Source organism: Haloferula chungangensis, assembly GCF_042664875.1.
Classification (GTDB): Bacteria; Verrucomicrobiota; Verrucomicrobiia; order Verrucomicrobiales; family Akkermansiaceae; genus Haloferula; species Haloferula chungangensis.
In genome coordinates this window covers 167,363-188,398 of record NZ_JBHTBS010000006.1, presented here as the reverse complement: position 1 = coordinate 188,398, position 21,036 = coordinate 167,363, and the positions used below count along the sequence as shown (strand labels likewise).

General features: G+C 57.1%; 16 protein-coding genes. 2 read left to right on the top strand and 14 right to left on the bottom strand.

From position 1 onward, the window contains the following. From ACFQY0_RS12890 to ACFQY0_RS12840, 11 genes are all read right to left on the bottom strand, one after another. Complete coding sequence (locus ACFQY0_RS12890; RefSeq protein ID WP_379713005.1) at positions 1-1,269, bottom strand: ABC transporter ATP-binding protein; 1,269 nt, start codon at positions 1,267-1,269, stop codon at positions 1-3. A 98-nt stretch (positions 1,270-1,367) separates the two neighbouring features. Continuing rightward, positions 1,368-2,222, bottom strand: coding sequence for an ABC transporter permease (locus tag ACFQY0_RS12885; protein ID WP_379713003.1), 855 nt, complete (start codon positions 2,220-2,222; stop codon positions 1,368-1,370). Positions 2,223-2,649: 427 nt separating this feature from the next. Then, complete coding sequence (cysQ, locus tag ACFQY0_RS12880) at positions 2,650-3,450, bottom strand: 3'(2'),5'-bisphosphate nucleotidase CysQ (protein ID WP_379713001.1); 801 nt, start codon at positions 3,448-3,450, stop codon at positions 2,650-2,652. Positions 3,451-3,751: 301 nt separating this feature from the next. Further along, a complete protein-coding gene (locus tag ACFQY0_RS12875; RefSeq protein ID WP_379712999.1) occupies positions 3,752-4,924 on the bottom strand; it encodes an NAD-dependent epimerase/dehydratase family protein in 1,173 nt (390 codons plus the stop codon). Positions 4,925-5,222: 298 nt separating this feature from the next. Then, positions 5,223-5,591, bottom strand: coding sequence for a four helix bundle protein (locus ACFQY0_RS12870; RefSeq protein WP_379712997.1), 369 nt, complete (start codon positions 5,589-5,591; stop codon positions 5,223-5,225). 362 nt (positions 5,592-5,953) lie between these two features. Next, a complete protein-coding gene (locus ACFQY0_RS12865) occupies positions 5,954-7,006 on the bottom strand; it encodes an NAD-dependent epimerase/dehydratase family protein (RefSeq protein ID WP_379713246.1) in 1,053 nt (350 codons plus the stop codon). A gap of 335 nt (positions 7,007-7,341) precedes the next feature. After that, a complete protein-coding gene (locus tag ACFQY0_RS12860) occupies positions 7,342-7,818 on the bottom strand; it encodes a GbsR/MarR family transcriptional regulator (protein ID WP_379712995.1) in 477 nt (158 codons plus the stop codon). A 175-nt stretch (positions 7,819-7,993) separates the two neighbouring features. Beyond that, complete coding sequence (locus ACFQY0_RS12855) at positions 7,994-10,213, bottom strand: polysaccharide biosynthesis tyrosine autokinase (protein ID WP_379712993.1); 2,220 nt, start codon at positions 10,211-10,213, stop codon at positions 7,994-7,996. A gap of 41 nt (positions 10,214-10,254) precedes the next feature. Then, positions 10,255-11,088 carry a polysaccharide biosynthesis/export family protein gene (locus ACFQY0_RS12850; protein ID WP_379712991.1) on the bottom strand — a complete coding sequence of 278 codons (834 nt, stop codon included), beginning with the start codon at positions 11,086-11,088 and terminating at the stop codon, positions 10,255-10,257. A 103-nt stretch (positions 11,089-11,191) separates the two neighbouring features. Continuing rightward, positions 11,192-12,961, bottom strand: coding sequence for a hypothetical protein (locus tag ACFQY0_RS12845; RefSeq protein ID WP_379712989.1), 1,770 nt, complete (start codon positions 12,959-12,961; stop codon positions 11,192-11,194). A 338-nt stretch (positions 12,962-13,299) separates the two neighbouring features. Further along, the gene (locus ACFQY0_RS12840) at positions 13,300-14,226 is read right to left on the bottom strand and encodes a ribose-phosphate diphosphokinase (protein WP_379712987.1); all 927 of its coding nucleotides are present in this window, start codon (positions 14,224-14,226) and stop codon (positions 13,300-13,302) included. Between the two features lie 75 nt (positions 14,227-14,301). Between ACFQY0_RS12840 and ACFQY0_RS12835 the strand changes: the two genes are divergently transcribed. After that, on the top strand, positions 14,302-15,255 hold the full coding sequence (locus ACFQY0_RS12835) for an exosortase/archaeosortase family protein (RefSeq protein WP_379712985.1): 954 nt from the start codon (positions 14,302-14,304) through the stop codon (positions 15,253-15,255). A gap of 12 nt (positions 15,256-15,267) precedes the next feature. Then, a complete protein-coding gene (locus ACFQY0_RS12830) occupies positions 15,268-16,002 on the top strand; it encodes an exosortase-associated EpsI family protein (RefSeq protein ID WP_379712983.1) in 735 nt (244 codons plus the stop codon). A gap of 24 nt (positions 16,003-16,026) precedes the next feature. Here ACFQY0_RS12830 and ACFQY0_RS12825 read toward each other — a convergent pair whose 3' ends face one another. The 3 genes from ACFQY0_RS12825 to ACFQY0_RS12815 all read right to left on the bottom strand — a co-directional run bounded on the left by ACFQY0_RS12825 (position 16,027) and on the right by ACFQY0_RS12815 (position 21,034). Next, positions 16,027-17,946 carry an O-antigen ligase family protein gene (locus ACFQY0_RS12825; protein ID WP_379712981.1) on the bottom strand — a complete coding sequence of 640 codons (1,920 nt, stop codon included), beginning with the start codon at positions 17,944-17,946 and terminating at the stop codon, positions 16,027-16,029. A gap of 36 nt (positions 17,947-17,982) precedes the next feature. Further along, positions 17,983-19,389 carry a sugar transferase gene (locus ACFQY0_RS12820; protein ID WP_379712979.1) on the bottom strand — a complete coding sequence of 469 codons (1,407 nt, stop codon included), beginning with the start codon at positions 19,387-19,389 and terminating at the stop codon, positions 17,983-17,985. 145 nt (positions 19,390-19,534) lie between these two features. After that, positions 19,535-21,034 carry a hypothetical protein gene (locus ACFQY0_RS12815; protein WP_379712977.1) on the bottom strand — a complete coding sequence of 500 codons (1,500 nt, stop codon included), beginning with the start codon at positions 21,032-21,034 and terminating at the stop codon, positions 19,535-19,537. Positions 21,035-21,036 lie beyond the last annotated feature (2 nt).

Genomic DNA, 21,036 nt, shown 5'->3' with positions numbered 1-21,036 from the left:
TTAAACACTGATTACTGCATCAGGCTGGTAATCTACTTGAGATGCAATCATGGATCTCATTAGAAACTTCGCCGCGCTATTGAATTGAAAAACCAGACTCTTCTCTCCGTTACTGTATGCGTAAGTATCTACCATGTAGGACCCTCGCTTTAATCGTAAATCTTTGACTTGAAATTTCAGGTTCGTATTGGTATCGGCCTCAATGATAACCTCACAGCTAATTGTTGAGCGTGCGACGAATTTTCCCGTATTATCTCGAAAGGCAATATAGAATGTTTCGATTGCTACACGTGAGGATGCGTTAATCAGAATCTCTAATTTTAAGTTATCTCCTGATTCTACCTCCAAAGTGCATGACACGAGTTCAACTATGTTGATGCAATCCAGCTTCTCAAGATTGGTTTCCTTTTGTTCGGAAGAAATTCTATTTCTAGGCGCATCAATGTACTTAGGAAGCACCGAGAATGTTGGCCCACTCTCGACTATTTTTCCTGCCTCCAGCCATAGCACTCTATCGCAGATCCTTTGAACTAGATGTTCCTGGTGAGACACAAAAACAACTGCGCAACTTGCTAGGTTTTTTGAAATCTCGATCATACATTTTGCCTGAAACTCCATATCTCCTACGGCCAGTATTTCATCTAGGATTAATACATCGGGTTTCATCGAACTAGCGATAGCGAAGCCCAAACGAACTTGCATTCCAGAGGAATATGTTTGAACAGGAGAGTCGATTGATTTTCTTACCTCTGCAAACTCCACAATATCATCGAACTTCTCATCAATTTCTATTTTCGTAAGACCTAATACTGAGCCGTTTACATAAATATTTTCCCTTCCCGAGAGCAACGGATTAAATCCAGCGCCGAGCGCAATCAAAGCCCCGACTCGTCCTCTCATTTCAATTTTTCCGACATCTGGCTTGATCAGTCCATTGAGCATTTTGAGCAGTGTCGTTTTCCCGGCCCCGTTTTGGCCGATCAGGCCCAAACACTCACCTCGTCGCAGTTCAAAATTGATGTCTTTATTCGCCCAGAACTCACCCGGTCGCAGTTTATGTTCTGAGTCCTGAGCGCGCTGCTTTTTATCGCTCTTGGCGGAGAAGAGATCGCCCATGGAATCTTGTAACCCATAGAGCAGCGATTTCTTAAAATCCCGGCAGAAGACCTTTCCGAGATTTTCAACGCGGACGAGGACTTCCGAGTCGGAATGCGTGCTGGCCTCACTCGAGGATGCGGCAACGGCATTGCTTTCTAGAATTTCAGACATGGATATTTGAGTAAACTGTCGCGCCGGGGCTCCGCCCCGCGCGGCGATCTTTGGAAGCTAGGACTTTGGACTTTCGACGTTTTGAAACCGGTGCCGACTCACATTCCCATACGCTCGATAATCCGAGGGACGGTGATGTGGAAGATGGTCCAGGCGAGGAGCAGCAGGATGAAGGCACCGGCGGTGACCGCGAGAGCGATGGGGAGGGCATCGAAGGGGCCACCAACGAGGGTGGCGCGGCCGGTTTCAACGAGATAGGTCATCGGATTCAGGGCATGAACCCACGACAGTAATCCGGCGGTGGCGATGGGGTAGACGACCGGGGTGGCATACATGGCGAACTGGCTGAAGACACTGATCGCGCGGCCGACATCGGTGTAGAGCAGCCCGATCGGCGTGAGGAGCCCGCCAATCGCCGTCCCGAGCAGGACCATGGAAAGGTAGGCGAAGGGGAAGAAGAGGATCGTCCAGGATGGCACCACTCCGGCTAAGATGAAAACCGGGATGAGCAGGACCAAGCGAACGGCCGAAACCAGCGTGGTTTCGCCGATCCCGGCGAGCACCGGAGCGACGCGCGGGAAGTTGAGCTTCACCAACATCGGCTTGGCCTTCGTGAGTGCCATGATCGGTTTATTGAGGCTCTCGGTGAAGGCCTGCCATAGCAGGCTGCCAATCATCACGAAGGCCGGGTACGGCATGCCGGTTTCCGCGACGCGGACAACGCCGGAGCTATTGAGAAAGAACCACACCAGCGTGGTGGCAATGGGGGGAAAGAAGAGCCAGGCGTAGCCGAGCACACTCTGGCGGAACTGCGCCTTGAGATCGCGGCGGAAGAGCGCCATCGAGAGTTCTCGGGAGTTCTTCAACTCATCCGCCATCTCGCGGAAAAGTCGCTTGGGGTCCGAGAGAGCGGAGTCCGGAGTGTAAACGGTGACGGGAAGGTCGGATGGCATAGGGTGAAGATGCTAATATTCTGAAAATGAGGAACTGATCGCGGTGGTCTAACGGGTCGCGTCGCGTAAGGGGCTGCGCCCCACGCGACTAGGCTCGGGCGTTGCCCCACGCGGTGGGTTGAGGTGGGCGGCTCTCCACTCGATTGGTGGGAGAGCGTTAGGTCAAAGTAGCGAGTGCCGAGTGCCGAGTGAGAAGTGCCGAGTGCCGAGTGCCGAGTGCCGAGTGCCGAGTGCCGAGTGCCGAGTGCCGAGTGCCGAGTGAGCAGTGAGCAGTGAGCAGTGAGTCGCGTCGCGTAAAGGGCTGCGCCCCACGCGATTGGGCTCGGGCTGCGGCCCACGCGGTTGGGGCCGTTTTTCAGTCTTTCAGTCTTTCAGACTTTCAGTCTTTCAGTCTTTCAGTCTTTCAGTCTTTCAGTCTTTCAGTCTTTCAGACTTTCGGACTTTCGCCTACGGCGGTGGCGATGGTTTGGGCGAAGGATTCGGTTCCGAGGGTGATCAGACTTGGGTTTCTGAAATCAGCTTTGCCGTAGGTAAGTGGCTTGAGGTCGGGCCAGGTGAGGAGATGGCCTCCGGCTGCGTGAAGGATGGCGTGGGCGGCACCGGTATCCCACTCCATGGTCGGGACATCGCGCAGGTAGGCATCGGCGGAACCTTCTGCCACGAGACAGAACTTCAACGAGCTGCCAATGCTGAGCGATTGCGAGGTGGGAAAGGCGGCGAGGAGCCGCTTGACCTCAGGTCCGGCGTGATCGCGGCTGGCCACAAAGCGTGGTGGCTCGGCAGGTGCCGATGATTGGATTTTCGTCCGGGTTCCATCGGGCTCGATGCGGCACGCCTCCACGTCCTTGCCCCCAAGGTAGCCAATGCCGGTGGCGGGCGCGTAGATCACCCCGCAAATCGGAAGGCCATTCTCGATGAGGGCGATATTCACCGTGAAGCTTCCGGTCTTTTTGAGGAATTCCTTGGTGCCATCCAGCGGGTCGACCAGCCAGTAGCGACCACTCATCTCAAGCTCGCCATTCTCCATCCCCTCTTCCGAACAGATCGGGATCTCCGGGAAGAGTCGCATCAGTTCATCGCAGATCGTGCGATGGGCTGCCAGATCCGCCAGCGTCAAGGGTGAGGCATCGTCCTTAAGGACGGTGCCCGGATCCTGATCGTAGAACTTCAGAATCTCAGCACCGGCAAGTTTTGAGATATCGAGGAGTTGGTTGAGGGTGTGTTCCATGAGAAGTGAAAGCTGAGAACGCTGTTCTTTGTTCCTAGTTCTTTGTTCCTAGTTCCTAGTTCTTTGTTGGTCCTTCGGACCTTTGGTGTTCTTAGTTCTTAGTTCTTTGTTCTTAGTTCTTAGTTCCTTGTTAGATCACGAGCCACGAGCCACGAGCCACGAGCCACGAGCCACGAGCCACGAGCCACGAACCACGAACCAAGAACCAAGAACCAAGAACCAAGAACCACGAACCAAGAACAACCGTAGGTTCGAACCAAGAACAACCGTAGGTTCGAACCAAGAACTAAGAACGTCGGCCTTAAGCCGACACCGCGATCCAATCGGGGTTTTGGTCGGCGAAGTCGGCGATCTCTTCGAGGATGTCGGTCACGGAGGTCGTCGGTTTCCAGCCCCAGGTTTCGGTGGCGAGCGAGTGGTCGAGGACGACCCAAGGGAGGTCGAACGGTCGGACTTCAGGCTTCAGGACTTCGGCGACCGGAGGAAGGAAGTCGCGAGTTGGGGAATCAGGGAAGCGCTCGGTGCACCAGTCGGAGAGCTGGCGCAGGGACATGGTGGAGGCGAGGCCGCCGGAGAGGTTGATGACGCGGGGCGTCGTTGTTCCTGGTTCCTGGTTCTTGGTTGCCATTTGCTTTACTAGCAGCGGCGCGAGATCGCGGGGGTGGAGGCAGTCGCGGACTTGGTGGCCGAGGCCATCGAAGCCGATGTACTTGAGGGGGCGTCCTTCCCGCCACGAGTGGAGCCAGAAGGCGAAGATGCCCTGATCGGGCTTTCCGAACTGGCGGGCTCCGGCCATCACGCCGCAGCGGTTGATCCAGACTGGGAAATCAAAGGTCAGCCCGTATTCCAGGGCGAGAAGCTCGGAAGTGATCTTTGTGGAGCCGTAAAGCGATACCGGCGGCGCGGTGGAGAAGGATTCGGAGATTCCTGATCGGCTGAAGCCGGGGAGTTCTTGGTTCCTCGTTCTTGGTTCCTGGTTCTTGGTTCTTGGTTCCTCGTTGTTGGTTCCTTGTTCCTGGTTGTTGGAGGGCGGGTGGAAGGCGCGGTCTTGGACTTCGACTTCGAGATTCGCCAGGGGTGGGATGGAGTAGACGCGGCTGGTTGAGAGGAGGATGAAGCCGGCTTTCCAACGCTTGCAGGCTTCCAACAGGTTGATGGTGCCGCCGAGGTTGTTTTCAACGAGTTGGCGGGTTGAGGATTTCCCGTCGACCCCGGCCAGGACGCTGGGATTCGCAGCGGCATCGATCACCCAATCGAAGGGTCCGATGGCCTCGAGGTCGGCCGCGGTGCGGATGTCACCGTGAAGGATCCGGACGCCGCGCGCTTGGAGCCGATCGCGATTCAGCCACGATCCATTGCGTGAAAAGTTATCGATTCCGGTGATCGTGAGATCGCTGGAAGCGGCTTGATCGAGCAGGGCTTCGGCGACGGTCGAGCCAACAAAGCCGCAAATGCCGGTAATTAGGATATTCATTGAGTATTTGCCTTCGGGCCTTCGGTGTTCTTGGTTACGCCGCGGGGCGGCGTGTTCTTGGTTCTTGGTTCTTGGTTCTTCGTTGTTGAAATGCGGCTGAACAGCGCACGGCGCACCTCAGCCTCTAACTAAGAACTAAGAACTAAGAACCAAGAACCAAGAACCAAGAACCAAGAACCAAGAACCAAGAACCAAGAACCAAGAACCAAGAACCAAGAACCAAGAACCAAGAACCAAGAACCAAGAACCAAGAACCAAGAACACCGAAGGTTCAAACACCGAAGGTTCGAACTAGGAACTACTTTCCAGAGCGGAGGAGGTAGGCAATGAAGCCGCCTACTTTCGAGCGAGTCTGAGCGGCGAGCTCGTAAAGCTGCTGGAATTGATCGGAGTCGATGTAGTCCTGGTCCAGTGCGACATAGAGTTCGCTTTGGACTTCGGAACAGGAACGCTGGGAATACCTCAGGAATCGAATGAATTCGTTGTTACTTCCACCATCAAATCCTTCGGCGATATTGTGCATGATTGAGCATGAAGCACGCTGAATTTGATCTTTTAAGCCGAAGTCTCTTGAGAACGGACCCTGCCGCGTCGCATCATAAACCAAGCGAGTTAGCTCACGGCCCAACTGCCAACCTTCGATCTCTTCAAAGCGCTCAATTTTCATAACCTTAGTACCTTCGGTGTTCTTGGTTCCTAGTTCTTGGTTCTTGGTTCCTTGTTGGTCCTTCGGACCTTTGGTGTTCGTAGTTCTTTGTTCCTAGTTCTTGGTTACGCCGCGGGGCGGCGTGTTCTTGGTTCTTGGTTCTTCGTTGTTGAAATGCGGCTGGACAGCGCACGGCGCACCTCAGCCTCTAACTAAGAACCAAGAACCAGGAACAACCGAAGGTCTTCGTTGTTGAAATGCGGCTGGACAGCGCACGGCGCACCTAAGCCTCTGACTAAGAACCAAGAACCAGGAACAACCGCAGGTTCGAACCAAGAACCAAGAACCAAGAACACCGAAGGTTCAAACACCGCAGGTTCGAACTAGGAACGACGCAAGTTCGCGTCAACAATCTGCCGAATGGTCTCTTCGAGGCTTACGGTGATGTCCCACTTGGGGTAGTGCTCACGCATCTTGCGGAGGTCGGAGTAGTAGCAAATATGATCGCCGATGCGGTTGTCATCGACGTACTGGTAAACCTGAGGCTTGCCGGTGAATTGCTCGGCAATCTTGAAGGCTTCCCAAATCGAGCAGGAGTTATTCTTTCCGCCACCGATGTTGTAAACTTCTCCGATGCGGGGCGCGGCGATGAACTCCTCGATGAAGCGGGCGACATCGTGTGAGTGAATGTTGTCGCGCACCTGCTTGCCCTTGTAGCCGAAGACCTTGTATTCGCGGCCTTCGACATTGCACTTCACCAGGTAGGAGAGGAAGCCGTGCAGCTCGACGCCGCTGTGGTTCGGGCCGGTGAGGCAGCCGCCACGGAGACAGCAGGTCGGCAACTGGAAGTAGCGACCGTATTCCTGGACCATCACATCGGCGGCGACTTTCGAGGCACCGAAGAGCGAGTGTTTTGACTGATCGATCGAAAACTCCTCACTGATCCCATGCTCGTAGGCCGCGTCATCATAATCCCAACGGGTTTCGAGTTCCTTGAGGGCGATGGTATTGGGCCGATCGCCGTAGACCTTGTTGGTCGACATGTGGACGAAGGGCGAGGTCGGGCAGGCCTGACGGGTGGCTTCCAAGAGGTTCAAGGTGCCGACGGCGTTGGTATCAAAGTCGTCGAATGGAATGGCGGCGGCGCGGTCGTGGGAAGGCTGCGCGGCGGTGTGGACGATGGCATCGGGCATGACGTCCTTGAGAAGCTTCAAGACGCCGTCACGATCGCGGATATCGATTTCGTGGTGGACGAACTTCTCACCGAGAGACTCGGCAAGACGTCCTTGATTCCATCGAGTATCACCCTGAGGGCCGAAGAATACCGCGCGCTGATTGTTATCAACGCCATGAATTTCCCATCCTAAAGACGCGAAGTGAACGCATACTTCAGAACCGATAAGACCAGATGAGCCAGTTACTAGTAGTCGCATAATATTTGGAAGTTGGTGTGAGTGCCGAGTGCCGAGTGCCGAGTGCCGAGTGCCGAGTGCCGAGTGCCGAGTGAGAAGTGCCGAGTGAGCAGTGAGCAGTGAGCAGTGAGCAGTGAGCAGTGAGTCGCGTCGCGTCGCGTAAAGGGCTGCGCCCCACATGACTTGGCTCGGGGTTTCGGGGTTTCGGCTATTCAGACTTTCCTCTTCGCACGCTACCGCCCTTGGTCGTGATCCGCGTTTGCGGAAAAACCTTCTTTCGTGGTCTCAGGTGTTTTTGCCGATCTTACCATGTTTGGTAATCTCAGGGGCGTCGCGGACCTTCCGCAGACTCTAACATTTCAGGGCTCGAGGGCCTTCAATACGGGAAGCAGGTCCTCGCTCATAGCATGCCAATGTTTCAAACTCTTCACCCGGCTTTCGAGGTGCTCGGAGAGGCCATCGGTTCCATTCATTCCCTCGAGAATCTCACTGCCAGACTGGAGTCCCGGCTGGAGGGTGTTTTCGAAAAATCCGGCAATCAGGCGTCGCACCGAGAGTTCGGGGCGGTAGTAGGTGCCTCGCTCGGTGGGCATTTCCACGCGATGCGCGGCGCCGATCCTTTCAAGCAGTTTGAGGCCTGTGGAAGCGGTGGCCTTGCTGAGCCCACCCTGCTCCATGACTTGGCCGAAGCTCAAGGGCTGTTCGGACACGAACAGAGCGTGGTAAATGAGGGCCGCCGATTTCGGCAAGCCAGCGGTCGCTCCCATGCGGCTGAAGTACACCGCCATGGCATCGACGACTTCCTGATCACGGGAGCTGAGGGGTGTGGGGGGCACGGCGAAAAACAATCAGTTTCGCGCCGTTAGTTCAAGAAGTTCCGAACCAATTAAACTAATTTGTGGAGCGGGAGGGTGGTTCGAGTTTTCTTTTCGAGCGAGGGCTCATGGGGTTGCTCGGAAAGCGGTGTCGCCGCTGCGCTCTGCCACCGCACTCCAAAGTCCTGGGCGTCTCTCAAACCTTCATCTGCTTGCGGCGGCGCTTGCGGCGCTTTTCGAGGGCCTTGGCGGACTCCGCCTCGTCTTCGTCGTCGGCGCCGTAGGCCCCATAGGAGCCGTAGGAACCATAGCCATACTGGTAAGAGCGACCGTAGCGGGAGGTCTTGTAGTAGCCGTAGGAGTAGTTTTCACCGATCGCCCGGCGGGTTTCGACGAAGCCGTTGAAGACGATGCCGTCGAGCTTGGATTCATCGTCCTCGAGCACTTCGAGAACGCGGCGCACGGCACCCTTCGGCACGTAGTTGGCGCGTACGATGAGGCAGAAATTGTCGACCAGCGGGGCGATCACGCGGGAGTCCGGCACGGCAAGCAAGGGGGCCGTGTCGAGGACGACGATGTCGTAGTTCTCCACCGCCCAGGCGAGGATCATCTTCAGTTTGTCGCGATTGAGCAACTCGCCGGGCTGGCCGACGCGCTTGCCGGAAACGACAATGTGGAGGTTCTTTTCCGGGCAATCCCTGATGATCACATCATTGATGTGCGCATCGCCTGCCAAACAATCGGAGATCCCGCCGCTTTCTGGAATGCGCGGGATGCCAAAAGCCTTGTGGATCGAGGGCTTTCTCAAGTCCAAATCGATGAGCAGGGTCTTTTTGCGCTGGCCGGCGGCGGCCAGGGCAAAGTTGACCGAGGTCGAGGTCTTGCCCTCCCCCGGCAGCGCACTGCTGAACATGGTGATCTTGCGCTTTGTTTCATCGCCGAGCAGGCTGACGGAGGCACGCAGCACGCGGTACATCTCGGCGTAGCTGGTGCTCGAGGTGCCTGGGCGGAAGACGAGGTGGGGATCCCAATCGATGTAGGGTTCCGGGGAGTCGTCGGGATGCTTCGAGTAGTAGAGCTTCTCGGCTTTGGCGAGATGCGCGACGTTGATATCGGAAATCGCGGCCAGAGTAGCGATGCCGGTGGTGCCTTCGAGCTGGGCGACGGTTTGGAACTTCGAGTCGAGGCGGACGAGCACGAAGGCGATCGCCAGACCGGCGGCAAATCCGCCACCAAGACCCTTGGTATAGAAGGATTTGGGAACCGGGGAACTTGGAAAGACAGGAGTCCGTGCGAGGTTCTCGATTTCCGCACTGAGCTCGCCGCCTTCTCCGTTGACGCGGGATTCCTCGATGCGCTTCAGCATGCCGGAATACAAACTGGTACGATTCGAAATCTCCTTATTGAGGATCCCGACTCTCGACATCAGGAGTGCGCGACCCGTTCTCAGATAGCCTTCGGGGTCCTGCTCAAAATTCGGCAGAAAATCCGCCTTTTCTTCCCAATAGGCAGCCTCCGAGGGTGCCTTGCGGGCGATTTCAAAGTCCTTGATGAAATGATCCTGCAAGCGCTTCAGTTCGGCGAGAGCACCCATCATTTTGGGGTGGGCCGGCAGGTAGGTTTGCTCAAGCTGGGCGACGATCGCCTCATGGGCGTCGAGGGATGTCTTGCTCTCCAAAGCTTGATTGTAGGTTACCAGCGAACCCGTCGCCTCTTCCAATAACTCACGGGCGTCTTCGGCTTCCTCGGAGAGCAGCTCGATAACCCAGGAACGATTCATCGCTGCATCACTGCGCAGCTCGGCCAAATACTCGCTGGCAATCGCATCCGCCACGGCTTTCGCGACCTCCGGCGTCGGATGGTCGATCCTGATATCAAGCAGACGGGTGACCGGTCGCACGGAAAGGCTCAGCCAGCCTCTGATCATTTTGGCCAAGTTCGCCGCCTGCGGAGGAGGACCGGCAACGGGAGGCTCAACCCCCATTTTCTCCTGCAGCCACTCCGGGCGCCAGTCGACCGGCAGAGGCACCAAACCCGGCAACTCACGCACGTCCTGTCGTGCGGCAACGCGCTCCAGCATGTCGAGCGAGCTGATCTGGGCCATGGTGGTATTCATGGCCTCCATACTTTCCAGGGGGATATCGGCAATCTGATCACGTGACAGCACCTGATCCACCTGCACCTTCATCAGCAGGGTCGTGGTGGCGGTGTAGCGATTGGGAGTCTTATCCAGGGCGTAGACCGCCCAGCCCCAACCAATCAGCATGCAGAGCACGATCCAGTACCAGCGCCCGAGGAGCGCCATGACGAGGCGCTTGATCTGTCCGCTGCCACCGCCGGCCGCTCGGCTTGATGCCGAGTAGCTGTCGTCGTCCGAATATTCTTCCAAGAGGTCACTCTTGTCCTGAGATCGCATAAAATTAAGAGGGTGAAAAAAGGAGGAGAATCAGTCGCTCGTCAAAAGAGGCGCTCCGGGACATTCACGATGTCGCCTTCTTTCAAATAGAAGGGCTTGTTCCCGGCTTCACCCAGCGCCTTGACATCGATCATGATGATCTGTCCGCCACGGTTGATTTTGACCTTCTTGGTATTCGCCAATGGTGTGAATCCTCCTGCGCCTGCAATCGCGGTCAGGATATCCAGCTTGCCATCCAAGGGGAAAGCCACCGGACCTGGCCGACCAACCTTGCCCAAGACGGAAACCCTCTTGTTCAGGAAAGGGCTTTCCATCACCACGACCCGATCACCCGATCCCAAGGGAATGTGGCGATCGGTGCTGAGCACATCTTCCGAATAGGTCTCCTGCCTACCGCTGGCACGATAGATGACGATCCGATCCCGGTCGGCCCGAGCATCAAGACCACCGGCCGCCGCGATGGCTGCCGTGAGGCCATATTTTCCGGTGCCCGGGATGTCAAATTGACCAGGCCCACGAACGGCCCCGGTAACGGTAATCCGCTCGCTGCTGTAGTTCGTGACCTCAAGCGTCACGCTCGGATCCACTAGATATTTCTCCGCATACAGGCTGCGGATTTTCTCTGTCGCCTCCACCACGCTGAGACCCTCCAGCTTAACGTTTTTAATCAGGGGGAAGGACACTTCACCCGATTTGGAAATGGTCGCCGATGTGGTGAGATCGGACTGCTTGTAAACAGCCATGCTGATGCTATCGCCGATTTTCAGCTTCGGACCGGCGGCAGTAGATTCATCCTCCGCGCAGGAGGACAAAATGAGGAAAGTTGAAGCCAGCAAGAGGCTCCAGAGGCGTTTGAGGATAGTGGGGGCAATCATGGCGAAATCAGGGGATCCAATGGCTCATATCTCGTGGATTAGCAAGGCTTGAGTCGCACTACATTGGCGTCAGACAGGCCTTCAAGCAAGGAGAGGCTGACACTTAAAAGGCGGTAGAGAGGCTGACACCCATTACAAAGCTGTCGTAGGTAGACGCAATGCCCCCATTCTGATCTTCCCAGCGGCAGTAGATGGAACCATTGCCGCGAATCAGAGGGATGGGCCGGGAGAGCGAGGCATCCAGAGTCAGGTAGTCCTCATCCTCAGCCGCTCCCACAATCGCCGCATTGGGATTGAAGCGTTCGCTGGTTTCCCAGCCGATCCCGAGAGCAAGCGCATTGCGTCCGATCGTGCGATTGTAGCCGAACCTCATCCCGATGGTATCGCGGTAGTTGCCCAATCCGGAACCATCCGCATAGGTCCCTCCGTTGATCGAGAGGTCCATGCTCGAGAGGTCCGAGACACGGTAACTCGCGCCTAAGCTGAAATTGTAGTCCATCTCCGTGTCCCCTTGACCACCGTAGGATTCCACACCCACGCCCAAATTGGCATTGAGCGAGACCTTATTGCTCACACTGTAGTTGGCGGTGACGTAGGGACCGAAGGATTGACGGTCCGACTGCCTGGCCCCATCGCCGCCATCGACGGTGTACGACAGCCCCGCACCCCAGCTGAGTAGCGGCGAGTACTGCCAGCGCCCCCCCACGGAGGTATTGATCGATCCGATGTCCGAGGTGTTGGGACCGTCCGAATTCTGGAGACTGGTTGAGATACTGGCATCGATCGAGGTCTTGGCGCTGATCCGATAGTTCGCATTAACCCCAATACCAAGACGCAGCTGATCGACAAATGAGCTGTTGTAGCGGTTCCCTCCACTACCAAAAGAGAGTCCCAGCCTCGCATTCACGGTGAGTTTGGCTCCCTGATAGCCCGAGGCCGCGTTGAGCCCGTAATAAATCCCACTGTAAGAACTATTGTTGAAATACAGGGAGTAGCCGAGGTTGCCTCCGATGGAGTACCAAAACGTCTCCCCGGGACTGCGATAACTTGCCACCACGCCGGTGCTGAGAATGAAGTCGTCCTCGTCACCTCCTAGAAAAGTCCCGGAGTTTCGCTGCACGTTCGAATCATAGGTGGCGGACAAATTGACCCCGAACTCAAGCCCCGGAAGCATTTCACCGGTGCCGGGAATCACCGCGACAGGATACGGACTAAAGCCCGTAGGGGCCGCGGGCACCGGGGCGGCAATCGCGCCGGCCGGCTGATACCCCTGACCTTCAAAGCCAGCAACTCTGCCGGAGCTCTCTTCATCGGCCTCCAGGTCTTCCTCGAAATCCCCGGCCGGTGCGCCATAGGGAAACAGCGGGTCAACGCCATCGGGACCCATTTCCGCTGGCGGCAGTGGCGCTAGTGGATCGAGGGGATCAAGCGGGGCCAGCGGATCGAGCGGATCCATCGGCCCGACAGGCTCAAGCGGCGGCAGCGGGTCGCCGTCGGCCGGAACGCCGGAGACTCTCTGGATTCCCGGCGCTTCTTCGGCCATCGGGGCGTCCGGATCGAGCGGATCAGGATTAAGCGGGTCGACCGCGGCTTCATCGGCGGCTTTTTCCGCCTCCTCCGTCTGATCTTCGCCAAAGGCGTTGGCGCGGTCCTCGAGCTCCTGCATTTTCGCCTCGGCGTCGAGCGGCTCATCCTTCTCCTCTTCCTCCTCCTCCGGGCTCGCTTGGGTGAAGAGTCCGGTATCCGGGTCGATCTGCGGGACGGCCTGGGCGATCAAGGTCGCGGGCATCATCAGACCTGCGATCAGGCCCAGCAAGGGGAGGACAAACTCGGGGGACTCCGACGGTTTCAGGGGATGTTGCGAAGCTTTCATTTTCAATCCTTGGGTGATTTTCATGGGCTCCAGCGTCGCTCAGGACGGGGAGTTTTTGCGTCTCTCCCCCGCCACCAGCGCGGCGCCAGGAGAGAGGCAATGGAAGGTGTTAGAAGGTCCCGGAATCATCGGATCACCGCTCGCCTCGAAAGCCCCAGCAAGTCCGCTGCCACAATCAGCGCAAACGTTTCCAGGGGGATGAGAAATGATCATGGCGGTAAAACGAGACAAGAAGGGGCGCGATTCATGCCATATCGGCCGCCATCCATCGAGAAAAATCCACGTAGATCCACGACATGGACGGCCCGTCCGGAATGGCCGACAGCGCGCGCCATTTCTCAGACCTCGAAGAGCGAGGTCACCGACTGGCCGCCGGCAATCCGCCGGATCGCCTCCGCCAGGAGGGGCGCGATGCCGCAGACGTGGACTTTTTCCCCACTCGCCTGAGGCACGGAGTCGGTCGTGATCACTTCCTCGATCGCCGACTTCTTGATCCGCTCGCGGCCCATCGTATCGAGCACTGCGTGCGAAACCCCGGCGAAAATCCGTTTGGCTCCGCGCGCCTGGAGGATCTCCGCGGCCGCACAGAGCGTGCCGGCGGTCTCGGTCATGTCATCGACGAGGATCACGTCACGGCCGTCGACCTCGCCGATCACATTCATCGCCTCCACCTGGGTGGCGCTGACGCGGTGCTTGGCGACGATGGCGAGCTCCGCGCCGAGGGCATCGGAGTAGGCGCGGGCGAGCTTGGTGCCGCCGACATCGGGCGAGACGACGGTGAGCTGCGAGGGGTCGCCGACTTTATCGCGGATGTAGCCGATCAGCGCCGGCTTGGCGTAAAGGTGGTCCACTGGGATATCGAAGAAGCCCTGGATCTGAGGAGCGTGCAGATCCATCGTCAGCACGCGGCCGACGCCGGCTGAGGTCAGCAGGTTGGCGACCAGTTTGGCGGTGATGGGGACGCGTGGCTGGTCCTTGCGGTCCTGGCGGGCGTAGCCAAAAAAGGGCATCACGGCGGTGATTCGCTCGGCGGAGGCGCGGCGGGCCGCATCCACCATGATCAGCAGCTCCATGATGTTGTGGTTCGTCGGCGGGCAGCTCGGCTGGACGATGAAGACATCCTCTCCCCGGATGTTTTCGTTGATTTTGACAAAGGTCTCGCCGTCCGGGAACGACGTCACGCTGACATCGGCAAGGCGGGTTCCTATTTCTTCGGCGATGCGCTCTGCGAGCGCCCTGTGAGCGGTTCCACTGATCAGCTTCATTAAGGAGACGGGTGAGCGACGGGCGGGATTGTTGACAGCCCGCATGGGATCGGCAACCCTGCATCCACAGGAAAGATGGAAAGCCCTCCAAAACAACACGCTACGTCGCCAAAAGAATCCCTGAGCTGGCCCGTAGTCGCCATCGCGGGGCTGATTGTCGCCATTTTCTACTTCGTGGTGAAAGGATTCGGCCCCGGGCAGAAGCAAAGTCCGCTGGTCTGGCTGGAGTCCGCCTGGAATGCGGAAACCCGCATGGAGCACGGCTTCATGGTCCCGCTGGTCTCGGTCGGCCTGATCGCCTGGCAGTGGAAAAAGCTTCGCGAAGTCGCCAGCCGGGCTGACTGGCGTGGCCTGCCCGTCGCGATCCTCGGGGTGTTCTTTTTCATCCTCGCCCACCGCACCGGCCAGCCGCGCATCGCGATTGGCGGGCTGCCCTTCATTCTCTGGGGATCCGCCTGGTACCTGTGGGGCTGGCAAGTCGCGCGGCTGACGCTTTTCCCGATGTTCATCTTCCTGATGGCCATCCCCCTTCCCCAGATCCAGCTGGCGACCACCAAGCTGCAGCTGCTTTCCACCGAGCTCGCCCAGGTCGGCTGCAGCTGGTTCGGCGTGGATATCGAGATCCGCGGCGTCAAACTCTACTCCACCAACTCGAACTGGGAGCCTCTCGAGATCGATGAAGGCTGCGGCGGGATTCGCTCGCTGATGGCGCTGATCCTGATTTCCTCCGTCTGGGCCTATCTCGCCAAGATGGCTTTGTGGAAAAAGGCGCTGCTGTGCTTTTCCGCCATCCCGCTGGCCATCCTGGGCAACATGCTCCGCCTGACCTCGATCTTCGTGATCGCCGAGTACGGGGACCCGGACTTTGCGCGCAACTCCTGGCACGACTGGTCCGGCCTGCTGATCTTCTATCCGATCTCCCTCATCCTGCTTCTCATGACCCACTCCCTGCTCGAGGGCGGCATGCCCAAGCTCCGCAAACTGCGAACGAGAAAAACCGTCGTCGTCAGCCAAAGCCCCGCCAACTGAAGCACTGAAGTCATGAAGCAAGCGATCATTCTGACGGCCGTCCTCGGGCTTGGCATGTCCACGATTTACGTCCTGCCGCCATTCGAGCAGGTGGATTCCGCGCTGGATACCACCATTCCCGAGCGCATCGGCAGCATCCTCACCAGCAGCTACCCGCCCTCCGAAGCCGAGCTGAGGATCCTGGAAGCCGACACCAAATTCTCGAAGGCCGCCTGCGGGATGCCGCGCACCGAAGAGCAATCGGCGATCACCGGCGAGGTGCCCTACGACCGGCTCGACGTCTCGATCGTCCTCTCCGGCCACGACCTCGCCAACTCGATCCACCGCCCCGAGCGCTGCCTCGAAGCCCAGGGCCACCGCATCCAGAGCAGCTCGCAATCCGAGATCACCCTATCGAACGGCGAAAAAGTCCCCCTGACCTTCCTCGCCACCAAGCTGAGCGGCGAATTCGGGCCCGAGGGGAACAAGCAGTTCCGTTCGATCGATAACCTGAACTGCTACTTCTTCGTCGGCCACGACCGGGTGACGAGCAATCACAATGAACGCACCATCATCGACATCAGAGACCGCGTTCTCAAAGGGGAAGCGCAGCGCTGGGCCTTTGTCTCGATCACCATGCAGTTCGTCGACCAGGAGGAGCGCGGCTACGGCGACCCGCCGGACCTTGAAATGGCGGACAAAAAAATCCGCGAGCTCGCCAAGGAACTCGCGGAACGCAACATCGACTGGGAAAGAATCCGCTCGTGATTCTTATGGCTGGGGCGGGATTAGCTAGCGGGGCTCCGGCGCCTGCGGCGTGATCCCCGCGCCCTCGAGGAATTCGATGGATTGATCGAGATCCTTTTCAAACTCAAGGCAATCACGCCACCAAATCCCCGGCATCACAAATTCTTTAGCCTCTTCCAAAAGTCGCTGAGCCCGTAAAAATTCGTGTAGGGCTTCAGACGCACGTCGTTCCTTTGTCCACCGACCATACCATTCTCGATGGATGTTTTGGGCCATGTAAAAACGCCCTTTACACATGGCCTCCAGTTTACCTTGCAGTTTGATCGTCCGCTCGAACTCCCGCGTCGCCTCATCATAACGCCCACTTGTCGATAGCGCGTTGCCCAGATTTACAGAGACAACGGCGTTGTAGGGATGCTCCTTGGCTGCGGCACGGTAAGACTCAATCGCGCGATCTCTCCATTCATCGGCCACGAGTCCTTCTGCCTTGCCGGCGAGCCCGAGGTAGAAATGCCCCTCCAATTCCGCCACACGATAGCCGGGCCAATACTTCCTCGCCGTCTCGTAGCGCTCGCTCATCTGCTCTCGCGAGAGCTGCTCCGAACCTCGAGTGTCGTAGAGAACTGGCCAAAGGCTCTTGAGTGCCACGCTTCCCCTGATACCAAACCACATGAGCGGAGCCGCAAGAAGCACCCCAACCGGCCAGGCACGCCAAAAGGCCCGAATCTCGGATTCTCGGCGTGGCACCGTCAGCCCCAAACATAGCCCCAGAAGCAGCACGGATGGCAGCATGTGGAACACGTAGCTAAGGTTGGATTGGAGGACGATCGCGCCACACGCGCTTAGCACGCCCGCGAGAACCGCATCATCCTCCCGATTCTTATCCCTCTCGGCAGTCCCCACCACCAGTCCTTCGACACATCGCCAGACCAGCAAGCCAAGCGCTCCGACAATGAGAGCCAAACCCACAATCCCATAGTCGGTAATCGCCTGAAGGGCTTCGTTGTGAACGAACGGTTCATTTTCCCTGTTCCAGCCAAACTCGGCCTGATCCCACTTCGCGTTCCGCTCCCACGAATACGAGCGGCTTCCACCGCCGACAAGGAAATGGTCTTTGCTGGTGGCCAAGCCCAGTTCGATCCATCCAAGTCGGTCACTTCCATCGACCAGACTGATCAGCCCCTCACTCGATTTTCGCTGAGATTGGATTCCGTTCAGCACCGCCCAACCCAACCCGCCTCCGATCACCAGAACGACGGGAAAGGAGGCCGCCGCCAGCCCGAACCAACGACTCCGCCGACGGAATAAAACCGCCACCGCGCAAATCATTAGGAGGAGCCCAACAAAGCAAAGAGCCAGTGTCCCCCCTCGAGAACCGGACAAAGGAACAAGCGCAAGAACCAGCAGGACGGCAAAGGCTTGGAGAGCCTTTCGCCACCACGCGTCCTGACCAAAAATCAGACGGCCTGCGAGCAAGCCAGCTGCCCCTACCAGGAAGTTGGAAAAGTAATTGTAGTGACTGAAGAGCCCTGAGAGCGACTCCGTTGGCCGTGAATCATAGGGCCAACTGAATTCAGGATCCTGCCATTGGAAAAAGGCCACGATCGCGTTGGCCACCACCGCCAGGACCAGACCGTCGTAGAGACAGCGGAGAGCAGCACCGCCCCTTTCGATGCCAGCTACCAACCACGCTGTCGCCATCAACGCCAAGACCAGCAGAGCGTCGGCTCGCGCGAGCTCCTGCACGGGAGAAATCGCACAGCGGTAAAGGATCCACGAGGACGCTAGAAGCAACGGCAGCCAATCGAGCAGGCGCCCGCGGCTTCTGCGGTCTCCCGCACTCGCCAGAACCGCGGCGCCCAACACAGCCAGTGCGGGAGTCCAGCCCCACGAAATGGAATTCCCCCCGAAGAGCAGCGCCAACAAAAGGGCGACAACCAGTAATACCATTGATGCTCGCTTCATCATCAAGCTGGAATGCAGGAAACCTGGTTCACCCGGCTACTTCGCCCCCCACCCAAACAGCACCGCAGGGACGGTTTTAAGCAGGATCTTCATATCCAGCCAGAACGACCAATTGTCGATGTAGGTGAGGTCCATTTCCACCCACTCATCGAAGCTGGTGATCGTGTTCCGCCCACCGGCCTGCCAGATGCAGGTGATCCCGGGCTTGACGCTCAAACGGCGACGGTGCGCCGACTTCCTGAATGCCTCAACCTCGTAGAGCGGCAAGGGTCGCGGGCCGACCAGGCTCATCTCACCCCGAACCACATTGATAAGCTGTGGCAGTTCATCGATACTGAGCTTTCTCAGCAGCGCGCCAAAGCGGAAGATCCGAGGGTCACGATCCAGCTTGAAAACCGGGCCATCCATCTGATTGCCATGCTCTTTCTTGATCTTCTCCAAAAGCGCCTCCGCATTGGGGACCATGGTGCGGAACTTCCACATCTGGAATGGCTGACCGTAGCGGCCTGCTCGCTTCTGACTGAACATCACCGGAGCACCAGGACTCGAAAGCTTGATCCCCACCCAGGCAAAAATCCACAGCGGCAGAGTCAGCATGATGATCAGCACACCCACCAGACGATCGAAGACCGCTTTCATCGCCAGCTCCCAGGAGAGTTCGGGCGTCGAGCGCAGCACCAGCATCGGCCGGTCGCCCATCAGATCGAAAGTCGGACGCGCGACTTGGGTACGCATAAAGGAGGCCGCAATCCACGCCTCTACTCCTTGCAACTCGCAGGCCTCGACGCATTTCGCGACCTTGGCGAAGCCCGTTTCCCCTGCCGTAAAGATGACCCGCTCGATCGAGGCCTTCTTCAGGATCGCATAGAGCTCATCGACCTTTCCTTCCGCGACATCGAAGCGGCCCTTCACGGAAAACGACTCCCGAATTTCGGGTTCGAGTTCATCGAGGAATTCGTCGATTTCCTCGTCCGATCCCGCCATCAGCACCCGCTCCTTGAGGTCCTCGCGGACCCCCCGCTTCAGAAGATGCGCATGCAGCATCCGGTCGCGAATCAGCAGGAGCACAAAGATCCACAGCCCACCAATCCCCAGCACCAGACGACTCGCCTCTCCGAGCTTCGCGAAAATCGCCAACAGCCCAATCAGCAGCACCATCACCATCAAGGCGCGGATCAGCTGCGTCACCGCTTGGAAAAAGTGCTTGGACCTTGGCCTGCGGTAAAAGCCGAGAAACTCCAGCACCAAGGGCGTGAACGGAACCGCAAGGTAAAGCACCCAAGTCATCTCCGCCAAACCCGCCGCATCGGTCGCCGTTTGGCCGAGCAACTCCCGCACCGGCGCGCGAAAGGCGTCCGCAAGCCAGAAAGCTGCCCACACCAAGGCGGCATCGACCAGCTGCATCAGCTGGATTGAGAAGGCTTCTTTCTTTCCTATTGGCATCAATTCAAACGGTTTGCACGGCGAATCAAGACCCTAAAAGCTCGGGGGGAGCGAGCTAATCTTTTCAGGTACCTTGATCCGCTGCGACTACAAACCACACTTCACCAATAATCGGCAATTCCCCATCACAAAATAAGCCGGGGAATTAGGGTCGAAATGCACCGGCGGGCTTCAGGCGGCCAAACACTGCCTCCTTCTCCTCTTTCCCGCCTTCCTCCACGGGGCGTGGTTTCTCTCCAATGGTGATCAAGACCATCGCAAACAGAAACCAGAAAAAGATATTTGCAGGGAACTGAAATACGGTGCCACCAGTCGCCAGAGAGCAAAGCATCCCAAAGATCCCGGCAAGCGCCAGTTGACAAAAACGTTGCTGATCGAAAGGAAGCTTGAAAATCGCACGGTGAAGGCTGGCTAAGAAAAACAATCCCATAAGAATCCCGCACGCCAACGGCACGTAACCAAATTTGAATAGGAAGCCCGAAATCGCATCGTGAGAAAAGGTAGTGGAATAGCGATCGCTCAATCCATAGATTCGGGCTCCCTCCTCCTTGATTCCAAAAGGGGTCCAGTTTTCCGGCCTCTTCATATTCTCAAACCCAATGAACCGATCTGAAAGCGTCATAATTCTAAGACCTTGACCTTCGCCAGCTGACACCTCTGTCTTACCATAGAGTTTATTCTGCCAGTGAGGAAGATTATCAATAATTAAGTCTGCATTAAGAACCACAAGAATGAATGATCCTATACCCCCAACATACATCAAAAAGGTCGTCGATTTATAACGAAGCACCGGTATCAAACAGAGACTGGCAAAAAGAACGGCCCAACCAACACGAGTAAAGGTCATAAAACAGGACATTGCGAAGACTACAACAAGGGTAAAAGACAGCAGCGGGCTGATCTTCCTTTCTCGCCGCAGACAGAGTATGAGAATTACCGCAGATGCTGTCACCATAGTCAGCGACGTAGCTGCATTCAATGTTGAAAACGGTCTGACTTCCAAATCCAGCAATTGCCGAGATTCGCTAGAAAGCCCAGTCAACAAATAGGCATGTTCAAAATCTGCCAAACCAAAAGTCCGTTGCCAAATTCCGTAAAGCGCAACAGGCACAAAGATAAGGATCGTTGTCTTTACTAATTTAAGAATTTCATCTCGAGTTGGATAGAGGATCGGCAAGACAAAGATCAAATAAGAAAAAGCACCGTAGTCAGCCACCAACCGCAGTGCGCGCATACCCCCTCCACTTTTGAGACCCAACGCTGCTCCAATCACTAGAAACACCGTAGCAACGCCAAATGTCACAACATCTCGTTTCTCGATTTTTCCCGAGAAGATCTTCTGAACAACACAAGCCACCACCGTACCAGCCAGGGCCATAGGTGCCATACCGAGGACGTAGGTGAGGTCAAACATCGAAATATTTGTCTCGAGAACCATCAATCGCTTTAGCATATCACTATACCCAGCGAGAATAATCATCAGCAGCACCCCGCCCTTTGGAGACATCAGACCAACAAAAAATACCACTATCATACCATATAGCGCTGTCTGACCGATAACATTACCTCCGCCTGTCAGAATGGCTGACATCATCACGACGCCAACCAACGCCACCATAACAACTTGGATTATTCTAAAAACCATAA

What these genes read in the sequence shown, in the direction of transcription:
- ACFQY0_RS12885 (WP_379713003.1), bottom strand. Translation starts at nt 2,222, where the DNA reads ATGCCATCCGACCTTCCCGTCACCGTTTACACTCCGGACTCCGCTCTC.
- ACFQY0_RS12830 (WP_379712983.1), top strand. Translation starts at nt 15,268, where the DNA reads ATGAAGCAAGCGATCATTCTGACGGCCGTCCTCGGGCTTGGCATGTCC.
- ACFQY0_RS12835 (WP_379712985.1), top strand. Translation starts at nt 14,302, where the DNA reads ATGGAAAGCCCTCCAAAACAACACGCTACGTCGCCAAAAGAATCCCTG.
- ACFQY0_RS12875 (WP_379712999.1), bottom strand. Translation starts at nt 4,924, where the DNA reads ATGAATATCCTAATTACCGGCATTTGCGGCTTTGTTGGCTCGACCGTC.
- ACFQY0_RS12855 (WP_379712993.1), bottom strand. Translation starts at nt 10,213, where the DNA reads ATGCGATCTCAGGACAAGAGTGACCTCTTGGAAGAATATTCGGACGAC.
- ACFQY0_RS12840 (WP_379712987.1), bottom strand. Translation starts at nt 14,226, where the DNA reads ATGAAGCTGATCAGTGGAACCGCTCACAGGGCGCTCGCAGAGCGCATC.
- ACFQY0_RS12850 (WP_379712991.1), bottom strand. Translation starts at nt 11,088, where the DNA reads ATGATTGCCCCCACTATCCTCAAACGCCTCTGGAGCCTCTTGCTGGCT.
- cysQ (WP_379713001.1), bottom strand. Translation starts at nt 3,450, where the DNA reads ATGGAACACACCCTCAACCAACTCCTCGATATCTCAAAACTTGCCGGT.
- ACFQY0_RS12845 (WP_379712989.1), bottom strand. Translation starts at nt 12,961, where the DNA reads ATGAAAGCTTCGCAACATCCCCTGAAACCGTCGGAGTCCCCCGAGTTT.
- ACFQY0_RS12870 (WP_379712997.1), bottom strand. Translation starts at nt 5,591, where the DNA reads ATGAAAATTGAGCGCTTTGAAGAGATCGAAGGTTGGCAGTTGGGCCGT.
- ACFQY0_RS12825 (WP_379712981.1), bottom strand. Translation starts at nt 17,946, where the DNA reads ATGAAGCGAGCATCAATGGTATTACTGGTTGTCGCCCTTTTGTTGGCG.
- ACFQY0_RS12890 (WP_379713005.1), bottom strand. Translation starts at nt 1,269, where the DNA reads ATGTCTGAAATTCTAGAAAGCAATGCCGTTGCCGCATCCTCGAGTGAG.
- ACFQY0_RS12820 (WP_379712979.1), bottom strand. Translation starts at nt 19,389, where the DNA reads ATGCCAATAGGAAAGAAAGAAGCCTTCTCAATCCAGCTGATGCAGCTG.
- ACFQY0_RS12815 (WP_379712977.1), bottom strand. Translation starts at nt 21,034, where the DNA reads ATGGTTTTTAGAATAATCCAAGTTGTTATGGTGGCGTTGGTTGGCGTC.